Origin of the sequence: Bacillus sp. NP157 (genome assembly GCA_018889975.1) — a bacterium.
Classification (GTDB): domain Bacteria; phylum Pseudomonadota; class Gammaproteobacteria; order Xanthomonadales; family Rhodanobacteraceae; genus Luteibacter.
Window position 1 is genome coordinate 2154448 of the sequence record CP076546.1, and the last position, 13418, is coordinate 2167865.

At 65.0% G+C, this 13418-nt stretch carries 14 protein-coding genes; all 14 read right to left on the reverse strand.

What is annotated here, in order from left to right:
- Positions 1–14 precede the first annotated feature (14 nt).
- Positions 15–2060 (reverse strand): NADH-quinone oxidoreductase subunit L, encoded by a 2046-nt coding sequence (nuoL, locus tag KPL74_09755; GenBank protein QWT22598.1) that lies wholly within the window; start codon positions 2058–2060, stop codon positions 15–17.
- 22 nt (positions 2061–2082) lie between these two features.
- Positions 2083–2388 (reverse strand): NADH-quinone oxidoreductase subunit NuoK, encoded by a 306-nt coding sequence (gene nuoK / locus KPL74_09760; GenBank protein ID QWT22279.1) that lies wholly within the window; start codon positions 2386–2388, stop codon positions 2083–2085.
- Positions 2385–3047, reverse strand: a complete 663-nt coding sequence (locus KPL74_09765) for an NADH-quinone oxidoreductase subunit J (GenBank protein ID QWT22280.1) — start codon at positions 3045–3047, stop codon at positions 2385–2387. Before KPL74_09765 ends, nuoK begins: the two co-directional genes overlap by 4 nt.
- A gap of 17 nt (positions 3048–3064) precedes the next feature.
- Positions 3065–3556 (reverse strand): NADH-quinone oxidoreductase subunit NuoI, encoded by a 492-nt coding sequence (gene nuoI / locus KPL74_09770; GenBank protein ID QWT22281.1) that lies wholly within the window; start codon positions 3554–3556, stop codon positions 3065–3067.
- A gap of 6 nt (positions 3557–3562) precedes the next feature.
- Positions 3563–4585, reverse strand: coding sequence for an NADH-quinone oxidoreductase subunit NuoH (nuoH, locus tag KPL74_09775; GenBank protein ID QWT22282.1), 1023 nt, complete (start codon positions 4583–4585; stop codon positions 3563–3565).
- Positions 4586–4588: 3 nt separating this feature from the next.
- A complete protein-coding gene (nuoG, locus tag KPL74_09780) occupies positions 4589–6904 on the reverse strand; it encodes an NADH-quinone oxidoreductase subunit NuoG (GenBank protein ID QWT22283.1) in 2316 nt (771 codons plus the stop codon).
- Positions 6901–8244: an NADH-quinone oxidoreductase subunit NuoF gene (gene nuoF, locus KPL74_09785; protein QWT22284.1), complete on the reverse strand. Its 1344-nt coding sequence runs from the start codon at positions 8242–8244 to the stop codon at positions 6901–6903. The genes nuoG and nuoF overlap by 4 nt, the downstream gene beginning before the upstream one ends.
- Positions 8245–8254: 10 nt before the next feature.
- Positions 8255–8782 (reverse strand): NADH-quinone oxidoreductase subunit NuoE, encoded by a 528-nt coding sequence (nuoE, locus tag KPL74_09790; protein ID QWT22285.1) that lies wholly within the window; start codon positions 8780–8782, stop codon positions 8255–8257.
- A gap of 21 nt (positions 8783–8803) precedes the next feature.
- Positions 8804–10057, reverse strand: a complete 1254-nt coding sequence (locus KPL74_09795) for an NADH-quinone oxidoreductase subunit D (GenBank protein QWT22286.1) — start codon at positions 10055–10057, stop codon at positions 8804–8806.
- A 3-nt stretch (positions 10058–10060) separates the two neighbouring features.
- The gene (locus KPL74_09800) at positions 10061–10789 is read right to left on the reverse strand and encodes an NADH-quinone oxidoreductase subunit C (GenBank protein ID QWT22287.1); all 729 of its coding nucleotides are present in this window, start codon (positions 10787–10789) and stop codon (positions 10061–10063) included.
- A gap of 12 nt (positions 10790–10801) precedes the next feature.
- A complete protein-coding gene (locus KPL74_09805; protein ID QWT22599.1) occupies positions 10802–11326 on the reverse strand; it encodes an NADH-quinone oxidoreductase subunit B in 525 nt (174 codons plus the stop codon).
- A 20-nt stretch (positions 11327–11346) separates the two neighbouring features.
- Positions 11347–11637 (reverse strand): NADH-quinone oxidoreductase subunit A, encoded by a 291-nt coding sequence (gene ndhC, locus KPL74_09810; GenBank protein ID QWT22600.1) that lies wholly within the window; start codon positions 11635–11637, stop codon positions 11347–11349.
- 377 nt (positions 11638–12014) lie between these two features.
- Entirely contained in the window at positions 12015–12374 is a 360-nt protein-coding gene (locus tag KPL74_09815) for a PilZ domain-containing protein (GenBank protein QWT22288.1), read from the reverse strand.
- Between the two features lie 37 nt (positions 12375–12411).
- Positions 12412–13374 (reverse strand): PIG-L family deacetylase, encoded by a 963-nt coding sequence (locus KPL74_09820; GenBank protein QWT22289.1) that lies wholly within the window; start codon positions 13372–13374, stop codon positions 12412–12414.
- Positions 13375–13418 lie beyond the last annotated feature (44 nt).

Below are 13418 nucleotides of genomic sequence, written 5' to 3' on the forward strand. Positions count from 1 at the left end.
ATAGCTCGTTTCCCTTATTGCCCGATCAGCCAGTACCCGCCCAGGAGCAGGATTAGGCCGAGGATCATGGCGAACGCGTAATGGAAGAGGAATCCGGACTGCAGGCGGCGTGCACCACCCGCGATGCGCTGCACGAGGCCAGCCGAGCCGTTGACGATGGCGCCGTCGATGATGGTCTGGTCACCCACCTTCGACAGGCCTTCGCCGAGCTTCACGCCGCCCTTCGCGAACACCGCGAAGTACAGTTCGTCGATCCAGTACTTATGGTCGAGCAGGTTGAAGATGGGCTTGAACGCGCTCTTCGCCTTGTCGGCGACGGCCGGGTTGAACAGGTAGATGTACGTGGCCGAGATGAAGCCGGCCAGCGCGATCAGGAACGGCCAAGCGATGAAGCCATGCAGGCCGGCGGCCACAGCACCGTGGAACTCGTGCGCGAGCTCGCCGAGCACGTTGTTCTCTTCCTTGACCTGGATGGCCTTGCCGAACCAGCCGTCGTACAGCATCGGCTTGACCGCGAAGAAACCGATCAGGATGGACGGGATCGCCAGCAAGACCAGCGGCACCGTCACCACCCACGGCGACTCGTGCGGTGCATGCTCGAGCACGCCCGGCGTGCCATGGCCATGGTCGTCATCGTGGTGGGCGTCGTCATGGTGGTCGGCGTGGGCGTCATGGCCATGGTGGCCGTGTGCCTTGTGCTGCACCGTGAAGCGCTCCTTGCCATGGAAGGTCATGTACAGGAGGCGGAAGCTGTAGAACGAGGTGACGAACACGCCGCCAAGCACGCAGAAGTACGCGTAGCTGGCGCCCCAGCGATGCGACTCGCCGACGGCCTCGATGATCGCGTCCTTCGAGTAGAAGCCCGAGAAGAACGGCGTACCGGCCAGGGCCAGCGAACCGATCCACATCGTGATCCAGGTGACCGGCATGTACTTGCGCAGGCCACCCATGTAGCGCATGTCCTGCTCGTGGTGCATGCCCATGATGACCGAGCCGGCGCCGAGGAACAGCAGCGCCTTGAAGAACGCGTGGGTCATCAGGTGGAACACCGCGCCGCTATAGGCGGACACGCCGAGCGCGACGGTCATGTAACCCAGCTGCGACAGCGTGGAGTACGCGATGACGCGCTTGATGTCGTTCTGCACGATGCCGATCAGGCCGGTGAAGAACGCGGTGGTCGAGCCGATCACCAGGATGAACGACAGCGCGGTCTCGGATAGTTCGAACAGCGGCGACATGCGCGCCACCATGAAGATGCCCGCGGTGACCATCGTGGCCGCGTGGATCAGCGCCGAGATGGGGGTCGGGCCTTCCATCGAATCCGGCAGCCACACGTGCAGCGGCACCTGGGCGGACTTGCCCATCGCACCGATGAACAGGCAGATGCCGATCACGGTGGCCGCGTCCCACGAATGGTCCTTGGTGATGTTGAGCACCTGGCCGACCAGCTCGGGGGCGTGGTCGAAGGCGGTCTGGTAGTCCAGCGTGTGCAGGAAGAACAGCACCGCCGAGATACCGAGCAGGAAACCGAAGTCACCCACGCGGTTGACCAGGAAGGCCTTGAGGTTGGCGAAGATCGCGGTCGGCCGCTTGTACCAGAAGCCGATCAGCAGGTACGACACCAGGCCCACCGCTTCCCAGCCGAAGAACAGCTGCATGAAGTTGTTGCTCATCACGAGCATCAACATCGAGAAGGTGAACAGGGAGATGTAGCTGAAGAAGCGCTGGTAGCCCGGGTCTTCCGCCATGTAGCCGATGGTGTAGAGATGCACCAGCAGCGACACGAAGGTGACCACCACCATCATCATGGCGGTGAGGCGGTCGACCATGAAGCCGACCGAGGCGTGGAAGCGGCCAATCTCGAACCAGGTGTAAACATCCTGGTTGAAGTTGTCCGCGCCACCCCAGACCAGCTGGTAGAGCACGTAGAACGACAGGCCGCAGGCGATCGCCACGCCCAGGATGGTGGCGCTGTGCGCCCCTGCCCGGCCGATCAGCTTGCCGAAGAGGCCGGCCAGGATCGCACCGGCCAGCGGGGCCAGGGCGATCGTCAGCAGGATTGAAAGCGAGAGACTCATCGGATCAACCCTTCATGCTGTCGATTTCGGCGACATTGATCGTGCTGCGATTACGGAACAGCAGGACCAGGATCGCCAGGCCGATGGCGGATTCCGCCGCGGCCACGGTGAGGATGAAGAACACGAACACCTGGCCCGACACGTCGCCGAAGAAGCGCGAGAAGGCCACGAAGTTGGTATTCACCGCCAGGAGCATCAGCTCGATCGCCATGAGCAGCACGATCACGTTCTTGCGGTTGATGAACAGGCCGGCGACAGCGATGCAGAACAGGATCGCGCCGAGGACGATGTAATGGGAAAGCGTGATCACTTGGCGTTCTCCTGCGTCGGATCGGCAGCCGGGGGCGCCGGCGGGGGGACCACCGAAGCCATCTGGGTCGGAGCCATCTTCACCACGCGGACGCGCTCGGTCGCCTGCACGGCAACCTGCTGCGAGGCCGACTGGTGGCGCACGCCGAGGCGCTCGCGAAGGGTCAGGGCCACGGCGGCCACGACACCCACGGTGAGGATCAGGGCGGCGATTTCGAACGGCAGCAGGAAGTCGGTGTACAGGGCCTGGCCCAGCCACGCGACGTTCGAGGTGCCGGCCGGGTTCGGACCGAGGACGTGGCCGTGCATGGCCTTCACGCCGATCATCGCCAGCATTTCGACCAGCATGACCAGTGCAACGATGATGCCCACCGGCAGGTAGCGGATGAAGCCCTCGCGGACGACCTCCTGCTTGATGTCGAGCATCATGACCACGAACAGGAACAGCACCATCACCGCGCCGACGTAGACGACGACAAGGGCGATGGCCAGGAACTCCGCTTCGGCCAGCAGCCAGACGCAGGCCATGCTGAAGAAGGTCAGCACCAGCGACAGCACGGCATGCACCGAGTTGCGCACGCTGATGACCATCAGGCCGGCGATGACGGCAATGCCTCCGAAGAGGTAGAAACAGATGAGTTGGAGCAGGTCGTTATTCATCGATGTGTCCGGGGCCCTTAGCGGTACGCCGCGTCCTGCGCGCGGGCGGCGGCGATGTCCTGCTCGAAGCGGTCGCCAATGGCCAGCAGCTGGCCCTTGGTCACCACGTTCTCGCCACGGTGTTCGAAGTGGTACTCGTGCACGTGCGTTTCGACGATCGAATCCACCGGGCAGCTCTCTTCGCAGAAGCCGCAGAAGATGCACTTGAACAGGTCGATGTCGTAACGCGTGGTGCGGCGCTGGCCATCTTCGGCGCGCGGCGCCGAGTCGATGGTGATCGCCAGCGCCGGGCACACCGCCTCGCACAGCTTGCAGGCGATGCAGCGCTCTTCACCGTTGGCGTAACGGCGCAGGGCGTGCAGGCCGCGGAAGCGGTTCGACTTGGGGATGTGCTCGAACGGATAGCGCATCGTGTATTTCGGGCTGAACATGTAGCGCATGGTCAGGCCCATGCCCTTGAACAGCTCGAGGAGCAGGAGGCTCTTGAAGTAGTGGGTTACGCGGGACATGGTTCTTTAGGCTCCCGTGCCAATGTGGACCCAGCCGAAATACTTCATGCAGCCGGCGACGAGGACCCAGACGATGGTGATGGGGATGAAGACCTTCCAGCCGAGGCGCATGATCTGGTCGTAGCGATAACGCGGGAAGCTGGCGCGGAACCACAGGAACAGGAAGGCGAAGATGAAGGCCTTGATGAACAGCCAGTGGAAGCCACCGTGGCCGATGACGCCCCACGACTCGGGGAACGGCGACAGCCAGCCACCGAGGAACAGGACCGAGGTGAGGAAGCTCACCAGGATCATGTTCGCGTATTCGGCCAGGAAGAACAGCGCGAACGGCGAGCCGGAATATTCCACGTGGAAGCCGGCGACGATTTCCGATTCACCTTCCGCGACGTCGAACGGCGCGCGGTTGGTTTCGGCCACGCCAGACACGAAGTAGATGACGAACACCGGCAGCAGCGGGATCCAGAACCAGTTCAGCGCGCCGCCCGCCTGGGCATCGACGATCGCGGTGAGGTTCAGGCTACCGGTCAGCACCAGCACGCAGACGATGGACATGCCCATCGCCAGTTCGTACGAGATGACCTGCGCCGCGGCGCGCATGGCGCCGAGCATCGCGTAACGCGAGTTGGAGGCCCAGCCGGCGAGGATGATGCCGTACACGCCCATCGAGGTCATCGCCAGCAGGTAGAGCACGCCGGCATTGACGTTGGCGAGCACCACGCCCGGGCTGAAGGGCAGCACCGCCCACGCGCACAGTGCCGGTACCAGGGCCAGCATCGGCGCAAGGAAGTACAGGAACCTGTTCGCGTTGGTCGGCAGCACCACTTCCTTGAGCAGCAGCTTCACCACGTCGGCGAAGGCCTGCAACAGGCCGGCGGGGCCGACCTTGTTCGGCCCCATGCGCACGTGCATCCAGCCCAGTACCTTGCGCTCCCACCAGACGTAGAGCGCGACGCCGATCACCAGCGGCAGCACGATCGCCAGGATGTAGAGCACCGGCAGCAAGAGGTGGTCGAAAAGTTGATCGGCCATGGGTTACGCCTTGCTCAGGGTGATGGCTGCGCCGTAAGGCGGCAGCATCGCGGTTTCGGAAAGCGCGGCGTCGATCCACGCGGCGCCATTCGGCACCGAGCCATCGATCACCAGCGGAAGCACGCTGTCACCGACGCGGACCTTGCCGCCATCGGCCACGCCGAGCTTGCCGGCTTCGTCCGCGTTGATGCGCACGGCGGCCGGACGGTTCAGCGGGTGGGCATTCAACGCACCGGCGCGGCGCAGCACCGCGTCGCCGCGATAGATCGGCACCGTGGCGATGCGCGAGAAGCCGGTGCCTTCGACACGCTGGGCCAGCTGCGGACGACGCTCCGACGCACGCTCCTGCATGCCGTCGCGCAGGCCGGCGAGGTCGTCGAACTCGAAGCCCGAAGCCTTGAGCATGCCGCCCAGCGCGCGCAGCACCTTCCAGCCCTGGCGAGCGTCGCCCGGGGCCTTCGCGCCGGCGACCAGCGCCTGCTTCGTGCCTTCGGCGTTGACCAGGGTGCCGTCCAGTTCCGGTGCGAGCGCGATCGGCAGGATCACGTCGGCCGAATCCTTCAGGGCATCGGAGGCATAGGAAGCGAACGCGACCACGGTCTGCGCCGAGTGCATGGCATGCTGGGCCAGTGCACCGTCGGCGAAGTCATGCGGCGGCTCCACGTTGTAGAGCACGTAGCCCTTGCGCGGCTGCGCCAGCATGGCGCGTGCATCGAGGCCACCCGCGGTCGGCAGCACGCCGACGCTGGACAGGCCGATGGCATTGGCACCGCCCGGCAGTTCGTTGAACGCCGCACCGGCAGCCTGCGCGATGAAGCGCGCGATGGCACGCAGCCACGAAGCTTCTGGATGGTTCGCAGCGGCGTGGCCGAAGATCACCACGGCGCCTTCAACGGCGAACGCGTTGTAGGCGGCGCGATGCTCGTCGGTCGTCGTCGTGGCGTTTACCACGCTGGCGATCGACTCAGGCACGGTCGCACCGTTCTCGGCCGCCACCTTGGCGAACTGCAGCAGCTCGCCGACGAGCTCGTGCGGCGCGGCCACGGCTTCACCAGCCAGGGCGTAGTTGAAGTTGAAGTGTGCCGGGTTCACCGCGAACACCATGGCGCCCTTCTTGGCGGCCTGGCGGATGCGGTGGTTGAGCAACGGCACTTCGTTGCGCAGGTCGGAGCCGACGATCAGCGCCGACTTCACCTTGTCCAGCGAGGCCACCGGGGAGGCAAACGGCTGGGCGAACGCGTTGTCGGCGAAATCGAGCTGGCGCAGGCGATGGTCGACGTGGGCGCTACCCAGGCCGCGGGCGAGGCGGACGAGCAGCTCGCCCTCCTCGTTCGTCGTCGCCGGATGCACGAGCACGCCAAGGTCGGAACCGGCGACGCTCTTCAGCGCTTCGCTGGCGACGGCGAGCGCGTCGTCCCACGTGGTCGTGGCCCACTGGCCGTTGCGCTTGACCATCGGTGCCTTGACGCGATCCGCCGCGTACAGGCCCTGGTGGCTGTAGCGGTCACGGTCCGACAGCCAGCATTCGTTGATCGCTTCGTTGTCGCGCGGCACCGTGCGCAGCACTTCGCCGCGGCGGGTGTGCAGCCACAGGTTCGAACCCAGCGCGTCGTGGTAAGCCACCGACGGACGGGCGACCAGTTCCCAGGCGCGGGCCTGGAACTGGAACGGCTTGTTGGTCAGCGCGCCGACCGGGCAGACGTCGATGATGTTGCCCGACAGTTCGCTCTCGATCGTCTTGCCGATGTAGGTGCCGATCTCGAGGTTTTCACCGCGGCTCATGCCACCCAGTTCGTACGTACCGGCGATCTCGCTGGTGAAGCGGACGCAGCGCGTGCACTGGATGCAGCGGGTCATCTCGGTGGCGATCAGCGGGCCGAGGTTTTCGTCGGCAACCGTGCGCTTGCGCTCTTCGTAGCGGGACACCGAACGGCCGTAGCCGAGCGAGACGTCCTGCAGTTCGCATTCGCCGCCCTGGTCGCAGATCGGGCAGTCGAGCGGATGGTTGATCAGCAGGAACTCCATCACGTTGCGCTGTGACTTGAGTGCCTTGTCCGAACGCGTGAACACCTTCATGCCCTCGCCCACCGGCGTGGCGCAGGCCGGTGCCGGCTTCGGCATCTTCTCGATCTCCACCAGGCACATGCGGCAGTTGGCGGCGATCGGGAGCTTGCGGTGATAGCAGAAGCGCGGGATGGGAATCCCGACGGCATCCGCCGCCTGGATGATCATCGACCCCTTGGCTACCTGCACCGGAACGCCATCGATCTCGATATTGACGAGATCCGGCGCGGCATTGGCTACGGGCTGCGCACTCATGCAGCGACTCCAGTGGTGGCCGTGCCAGCCGGGCCGTCCACGATGGAACGGCCGTGCTGCACGTAGTATTCGAATTCGTGCCAGAAGTGGAACAGGAAGCCCTGCACCGGCCACGCCGCGGCTTCGCCGAACGCGCAGATGGTGTGGCCTTCGATCTGGCCCGCGACGGCCTTCAGGCGGTGCAGGTCATCCTGCGTGCCCTTGCCTTCCACGATGCGCGACAGCACGCGGTGCATCCAGCCGGTGCCTTCGCGGCACGGGGTGCACTGGCCGCACGACTCCGCCATGTAGAAGCGCGAGATGCGGTGGCAGGCGCGAACCATGCAGGTGGTTTCGTCCATCACGATCACGGCGCCGGAGCCCAGGCCCGAACCCGCCTTCTGCAGCGAGTCGTAGTCCATGGTGCATTCCATGATCTTCTCGGCCGGCAGAACCTTCATCGAGGAGCCGCCAGGGATGCAGGCCTTGAGCTTCTTGCCGCCGCGGATACCGCCGGCCATCTGCAGCAGTTCGGAGAACGGCGTGCCGAGGCGGATCTCGAAGTTACCCGGGTTGGCGACGTGGCCCGACACCGAGAAGATCTTCGGGCCACCGTTGTTCGGCTTGCCGATGTTGAGGAACCACTCCGCGCCGTTGCGCAGGATCGCCGGCACCGAGGCGTAGGTCTCGGTGTTGTTGATCGTGGTCGGGCGACCGTAGAGGCCAAAGCCCGCCGGGAACGGCGGCTTGAAGCGCGGCTGGCCCTTCTTGCCTTCGAGCGATTCCATCAGCGCGGTTTCTTCGCCGCAGATGTACGCGCCGGCGCCGAGGGCGTTGTAGATGTCGACGTCGATGCCGGTGCCGTCGATGTCCTTGCCGAGCAGGCCCGCGGCGTACGCTTCCTTGAGCGCTTCCTCGATGTGCTCGAACGGCTCGTGGTGGAACTCGCCGCGCAGGTAGTTATAGGCGACGGTCGAGCCCGTGCAGTAGCACGCGATGGCCAGGCCTTCGAGGACCGAATGCGGGTTGAAACGCAGGATGTCGCGGTCCTTGCAGGTGCCCGGCTCGGATTCGTCCGAGTTGCACAGGATGTACTTCTGGCCCGGCGCATTGCGCGGCATGAAGGACCACTTCAGGCCGGTGGGGAAGCCGGCGCCGCCGCGGCCACGCAGCGAGCTCTTCTTGATCTCTTCGATCAGCGCGGCCGGATCCGGCTTTTCCGCCAGGATCTTGCGCCACGCCTTCCAGCCGTCGACCTTCTCGTAACTCTCGAGGGACCACGGCTTTTCAAAATGCAGGGTCGTGTAGACGACCTGGTGTTCCTGGGGTGCGGGTCCGACCGGACCGGTGGTGCTAGCCATTGCCCTTACCTCACTTCAGACCGTCGAGGATCGCGTCGACCGATTCGGCCGTCAGCTTCTCGTGGTAATGACCATTGACCACCATCATCGGTGCGCCAGCACACGCGGCCAGGCATTCCTCTTCCTGCTTGAGGTAGATGCGCCCGTCGGCGGTGCTTTCGCCCGTCTTGATGCCCAGCTTCTTTTCGCAATGGCGCACGAGGCCTTCGGCGCCGTTGAGCCAGCACGAGATATTGGTGCAGATCGCCACGTTGTTGCGGCCGACCGGCGTGGTCTCGAACATCGAATAGAAGCTCGCCACTTCGTAGGCCCAGATGGCCGGAAGCTCGAGGTACTTGGCGACCGCGGTGATCAGTTCATCGGTGAGGTAACCGACGTTCTGCTCCTGCGCCGCCATCAGCGACTGGATCAGCGCCGAGCGCTTGCGATCCGGCGGGAACTTGGAAACCCAATGGTCGATGTGACCGCGGGTGTGATCGTTGAGCACGGCGAGCGGATCGACGTCCTTTACCTGCTCGAAATGACCGGTGGCTTTCATGGTTCAGTTCACTCCGTCGACTTAGCGGTCGACTTCGCCGAAGACGAGATCGTAGGTGCCGATCATCGCGACGACGTCGGCAAGCATGTGGCCCCGTACGAACGCGTCCATCGAAGACAGGTGCGCGAAGCCCGGCGCGCGCAGGTGCACGCGGAACGGCTTGTTGGCACCGTCGGACACGAGGTAGCAGCCGAATTCACCCTTCGGTGCTTCCACGGCGGCGTAGGTTTCGCCGGCCGGGACGCCATAGCCCTCGGTAAAGAGCTTGAAGTGGTGGATCAGCGCTTCCATGTCGTTCTTCATCTCGACACGGCTGGGCGGGGCGACCTTGTAGTTCTGCACCATCACCGGGCCCGGGTTGGCCTTCAGCCAATCCACGCACTGGCGGATGATGCGGTTGGACTGGCGCATCTCTTCGACGCGGACCAGGTAACGGTCGTAGCAATCGCCGTTGACGCCGACGGGGATGTCGAAATCCATCGCGCCGTAGGCCGCGTAGGGCTGCTTCTTGCGCAGGTCCCACTCGATGCCCGAACCACGCAGCATGGCGCCGGTCATGCCCCAGGCCTGGGCCTTCTCGGGGGAGACCACGCCGATGCCGACCGTACGCTGCTTCCAGATACGGTTGTTGGTCAGCAGCAGTTCGTATTCGTCGACGCGCTTGGGGAAGTCGTTGGTGAACTCCGTGAGGTAGTCCAGCATCGAGCCTTCGCGCCACTGGTTCAGGCGCTTAAGGTCCCCGCCCTTGTGCCACGGCGACTCGCGGTACTGCGGCATCTGCTCGGGCAGGTCGCGGTACACGCCACCCGGACGGTAATACGTGGCGTGCATGCGCGCGCCGGACACGGCCTCGTACACGTCCATGAGCTCTTCGCGCTCGCGGAAGGCGTACAGGAACACCGCCATGGCGCCGAGGTCGAGCGCGTTCGAACCCACCCACATGAGGTGGTTCAGGATGCGGGTGATCTCATCGAACATCGTGCGGATGTACTGCGCACGGATAGGTGCCTCGATGCCCATGAGGTTTTCGATGGCGCGCACGTAGGCGTGCTCGTTGCACATCATCGAAACGTAATCCAGGCGATCCATGTAGCCGATCGACTGGTTGAACGGCTTGGCTTCGGCGAGCTTCTCGGTGCCACGGTGCAGCAGGCCGATGTGCGGATCGGCACGGACGATGGTCTCGCCGTCCATTTCCAGCACCAGGCGCAGCACGCCGTGCGCAGCGGGATGCTGCGGGCCAAAGTTCATCGTGTAATTGCGGATTTCTTCCACGGCTTAATTCTCCCGCCAGCGGTCAGCGGCTTCCGCCCTGGCCTGATCGAGGTCGGCATCGTTGCGGATCGTGCGCGGGACAAGCACGCGCGGCTCGATCGAGACCGGTTCATAGACAACGCGCTTCTGCTCGGCGTCGTAGCGGACTTCGACGTTGCCGATGAGCGGGAAATCCTTGCGGAACGGATGGCCGACGAAACCGTAATCCGTGAGGATGCGGCGCAGGTCGGGGTGGCCATCGAAAATGATGCCGAAGAGGTCGAACGCTTCGCGCTCGAACCAGTCGGCGCCCGGCCAGATGCCCGTCACCGACGGCACCACCGGGAAGTTGTCGTCTTCGCAGAATGCACGCAGGCGGATGCGCTGGTTGTTTTCCAGCGACAGCAGGTGGTACACGGCGGCGAAGCGGCGCGGCATGTCGACGTTGCGCGGACGCTCGGCCCAGGTGAAGCGGCCCACGGTGTCGCCTTCCACGCCGCGCGAGAAGCTCTCGCCCTGCGCGGTGTCGGTGTCCCACTCGGCCTTGCCGTAGCTCAGGTAGTCGACGCCACAGATGTCGATGAAGACGGTGAAGCGGAATGCCGGCTCGTCGCGCAGCGCGGTGGCCACGGCGATGAGGTCGCGCGGGGCGACCTCGGCGGTGACTTCATTGCGTTCGACCTTCACCGACAGCATGTCGCCGAAGCGCGCGGCGAGGCGTTCGACCAGCGAGGTCTCGTTATTAACGCTCATGTGCAAGCCCTGTTAGCGCGCGATCGTGTGGGTGCGGCGGATCTTCTTCTGCAACTGCAGGATGCCGTGGATCAGCGCTTCGGCCGTCGGCGGGCAACCCGGCACGTAGATGTCGACCGGCACGATGCGATCGCAGCCACGCACGACCGAATAGGAATAGTGGTAATAGCCGCCGCCATTGGCGCACGAGCCCATCGAGATGACCCACTTCGGCTCCGGCATCTGGTCGTAGACCTTGCGCAGGGCCGGGGCCATCTTGTTGACCAGGGTGCCGGCCACGATCATCACGTCGGACTGGCGCGGGCTGGGACGGAACACGACGCCGAAGCGGTCGAGGTCCAGGCGCGCCGCGCCGGCGTGCATCATTTCCACCGCGCAGCAGGCCAGGCCGAAGGTCATCGGCCACATCGAGCCGGTGCGCGCCCAGTTCATCAGCGCATCGACGCTGGTGACGCCGAAGCCGCGCTGCGGCAGCGGGGCGTCGCCGTTCGGGCGCAGGATGTCGTCAACGAGGTTGAGCGGTTCCGGGTTGTGCATCACCCGGTCGATGGTGGTCATCACTCCCATTCGAGCGCTCCCTTCTTCCACACGTAAGCGAAACCGACCACCAGCAGCGCAAGGAACAGCGCCATTTCAACCAGGGCGACGATGCCGATCTTGTCGAACACCACGGCCCACGGGAAAAGGAAGGCGATTTCGAGGTCGAAAATAATGAAGAGGATGGCGATGAGGTAATACCGCACATCGAATTTCATGCGCGCGTCCTCGAATGCCTCGAAGCCGCACTCGTAAGGCGAAAGTTTTTCCGCATCGGGTCGGCGCGGGCCGGCGAGCACGCCGAGCACCATGAGGACGAGGCCTAGGCCGACGGCCACGGCAATGAACAACAGGACGGGCCAATATTGGGCAAGCACGATGCTGCGTACCTCCGCGCCTCACTGGGCGCATCAGTGACCGTCGGCGGGGACGAGCGGTCCGGCTAGGGGCGCCGGAGCTTTTTTCGAATCGATCCAAACGGACCGATCCGTGCGGACGCGCAAGGCGCGCCAACGACTCCGGAGATCCACAATCTCACGTTGGGGAACCGATCTATTGTACCAGTGCGTGCAGGTATGCCGACAAGTCTTAATAGACGAAAAACGCACTTACTCGTGCATTCGGCAGCTTTCAGGGCACCAGCGCGGAATCTCGCAATTCCAAATAGGAATAATTCGTATTAACCGAATTACATCGTCTGCGTCGGACGCTCGGAGTTGAGGGTGCCTGCGAGGAGTGCCTCGATGCGCTGGCGGGCGCCTTCGCTTTCCGGGGACTCGTTGAACTGGATGCCCACGCCCGCAGTGCGGTTGCCCTGCGCGCCGACCGGGGTGATCCAGACCACCTTGCCCGCCACCGACAACCGCTCGTTGTCGTCGATGAGGGTAACCAGCAAGGCCACCTCGTCGCCAAGGTTGTAGCGCTGGGCGGTCGGCGCAAACAGGCCGCCGGTTTTCAGGAACGGCATGTACGAGATGTACAGGGAATTCACGTCCTTGATCTTCAGCGACAGGATGCCCTGGCGCGGCGACTGGGTGGAAGCATTCATGGAGGCGGTGGATTCCCTAGGTTGACGGCCATCCTAGCTAGGCCACCGGGCGCGCCACAAGCCCGGCGGGCTCGGGATCCTGGCAAACCCAGCCGTAGCGATCGTAGATCCACGGCGTGGAGAGGTCGGCAGTGAGCTTGACGAAGCACGGACCGGGCACGGGGCGCAGGGCCAGCAGCCAGTCGTCGCCCTCCCGCTCCAGTGGCGCGTCGGCCCAGCGCCAGTGGCGAGCGCCCTGCCCGTCCGCCAACAGCACCCGCAGGCGGGTGCGGGCACAGGCACCGGGCCGCCATGGCAGCCGCAGCATGTCGCCAGCCTCGGACGACGGCGGCCGGTCGAACCGCTCCGGACGTGCCGCGACGCCAAGCATACGCTTGCGGCTGAGGAACATCTGAGTGGCATGCTCGAGGACCGCCTCTATCTTGGTGGCCTGGCGGCCCGGGTCAAGGTCGGGGACGAGCAGGTCCTCGGGCGCGCTGGCCTCGGTGCCGTGCACCATATAAGTGAGTACGTCGGCCGTGGCGCCCTCGGCGGCCAGGGCAAGGCGGGCCAGCACGTGCGCCGCGCCATGGTCCGGATGGCTGTCGCCCAGGTCGGGAATGACCACCAGGGTGGGCCGCACGCAGGCCAGCACGGCGCGGATCGCCCCGACCGCCGCCGGATGGCGATGGCGCAACTCGTCGGTGACCTGCATGTCATGCCAGCCCAGTGCGTGCAGCCGCTCGGGGCCGACGCCCAGCCGGGCCAGCGCCGCGGCCACTTCCCTGCGCCGCCGGGCACCCCAGCGCGCGCGATCGCGCGCGCCGATGACGATCCGCCGCTCCATGAAACGCTGTGGCCACGGATTGTCGTCGCCGTCGGTGAGCAGGAGCACGTCCACGCTGCCGCCGAGCGCGAGGCAGCGCTGGATCAGCATCCCGGCGGCAAGCGATTCGTCGTCCGGGTGCGGCGCGACCACGAGGAGCCGGGTGGTGCCGTCGATGACGGGGGCGTGGGGCACGGCGTTTCCGAATAAAGCTGTCAGGACCGATTAGGGCGGATGCG

Bases quoted from the DNA above. Each gene is read 5' to 3' on its own strand.
- KPL74_09765 (QWT22280.1), bottom strand. From the start codon at position 3,047: ATGAATAACGACCTGCTCCAACTCATCTGTTTCTACCTCTTCGGAGGC.
- nuoH (QWT22282.1), bottom strand. From the start codon at position 4,585: ATGGCCGATCAACTTTTCGACCACCTCTTGCTGCCGGTGCTCTACATC.
- nuoE (QWT22285.1), bottom strand. From the start codon at position 8,782: ATGAAAGCCACCGGTCATTTCGAGCAGGTAAAGGACGTCGATCCGCTC.
- KPL74_09800 (QWT22287.1), bottom strand. From the start codon at position 10,789: ATGAGCGTTAATAACGAGACCTCGCTGGTCGAACGCCTCGCCGCGCGC.
- KPL74_09805 (QWT22599.1), bottom strand. From the start codon at position 11,326: ATGCACAACCCGGAACCGCTCAACCTCGTTGACGACATCCTGCGCCCG.
- ndhC (QWT22600.1), bottom strand. From the start codon at position 11,637: ATGGTGCTCGGCGTGCTCGCCGGCCCGCGCCGACCCGATGCGGAAAAA.
- nuoG (QWT22283.1), bottom strand. From the start codon at position 6,904: ATGAGTGCGCAGCCCGTAGCCAATGCCGCGCCGGATCTCGTCAATATC.
- nuoI (QWT22281.1), bottom strand. From the start codon at position 3,556: ATGTCCCGCGTAACCCACTACTTCAAGAGCCTCCTGCTCCTCGAGCTG.
- KPL74_09815 (QWT22288.1), bottom strand. From the start codon at position 12,374: ATGAATGCTTCCACCCAGTCGCCGCGCCAGGGCATCCTGTCGCTGAAG.
- nuoF (QWT22284.1), bottom strand. From the start codon at position 8,244: ATGGCTAGCACCACCGGTCCGGTCGGACCCGCACCCCAGGAACACCAG.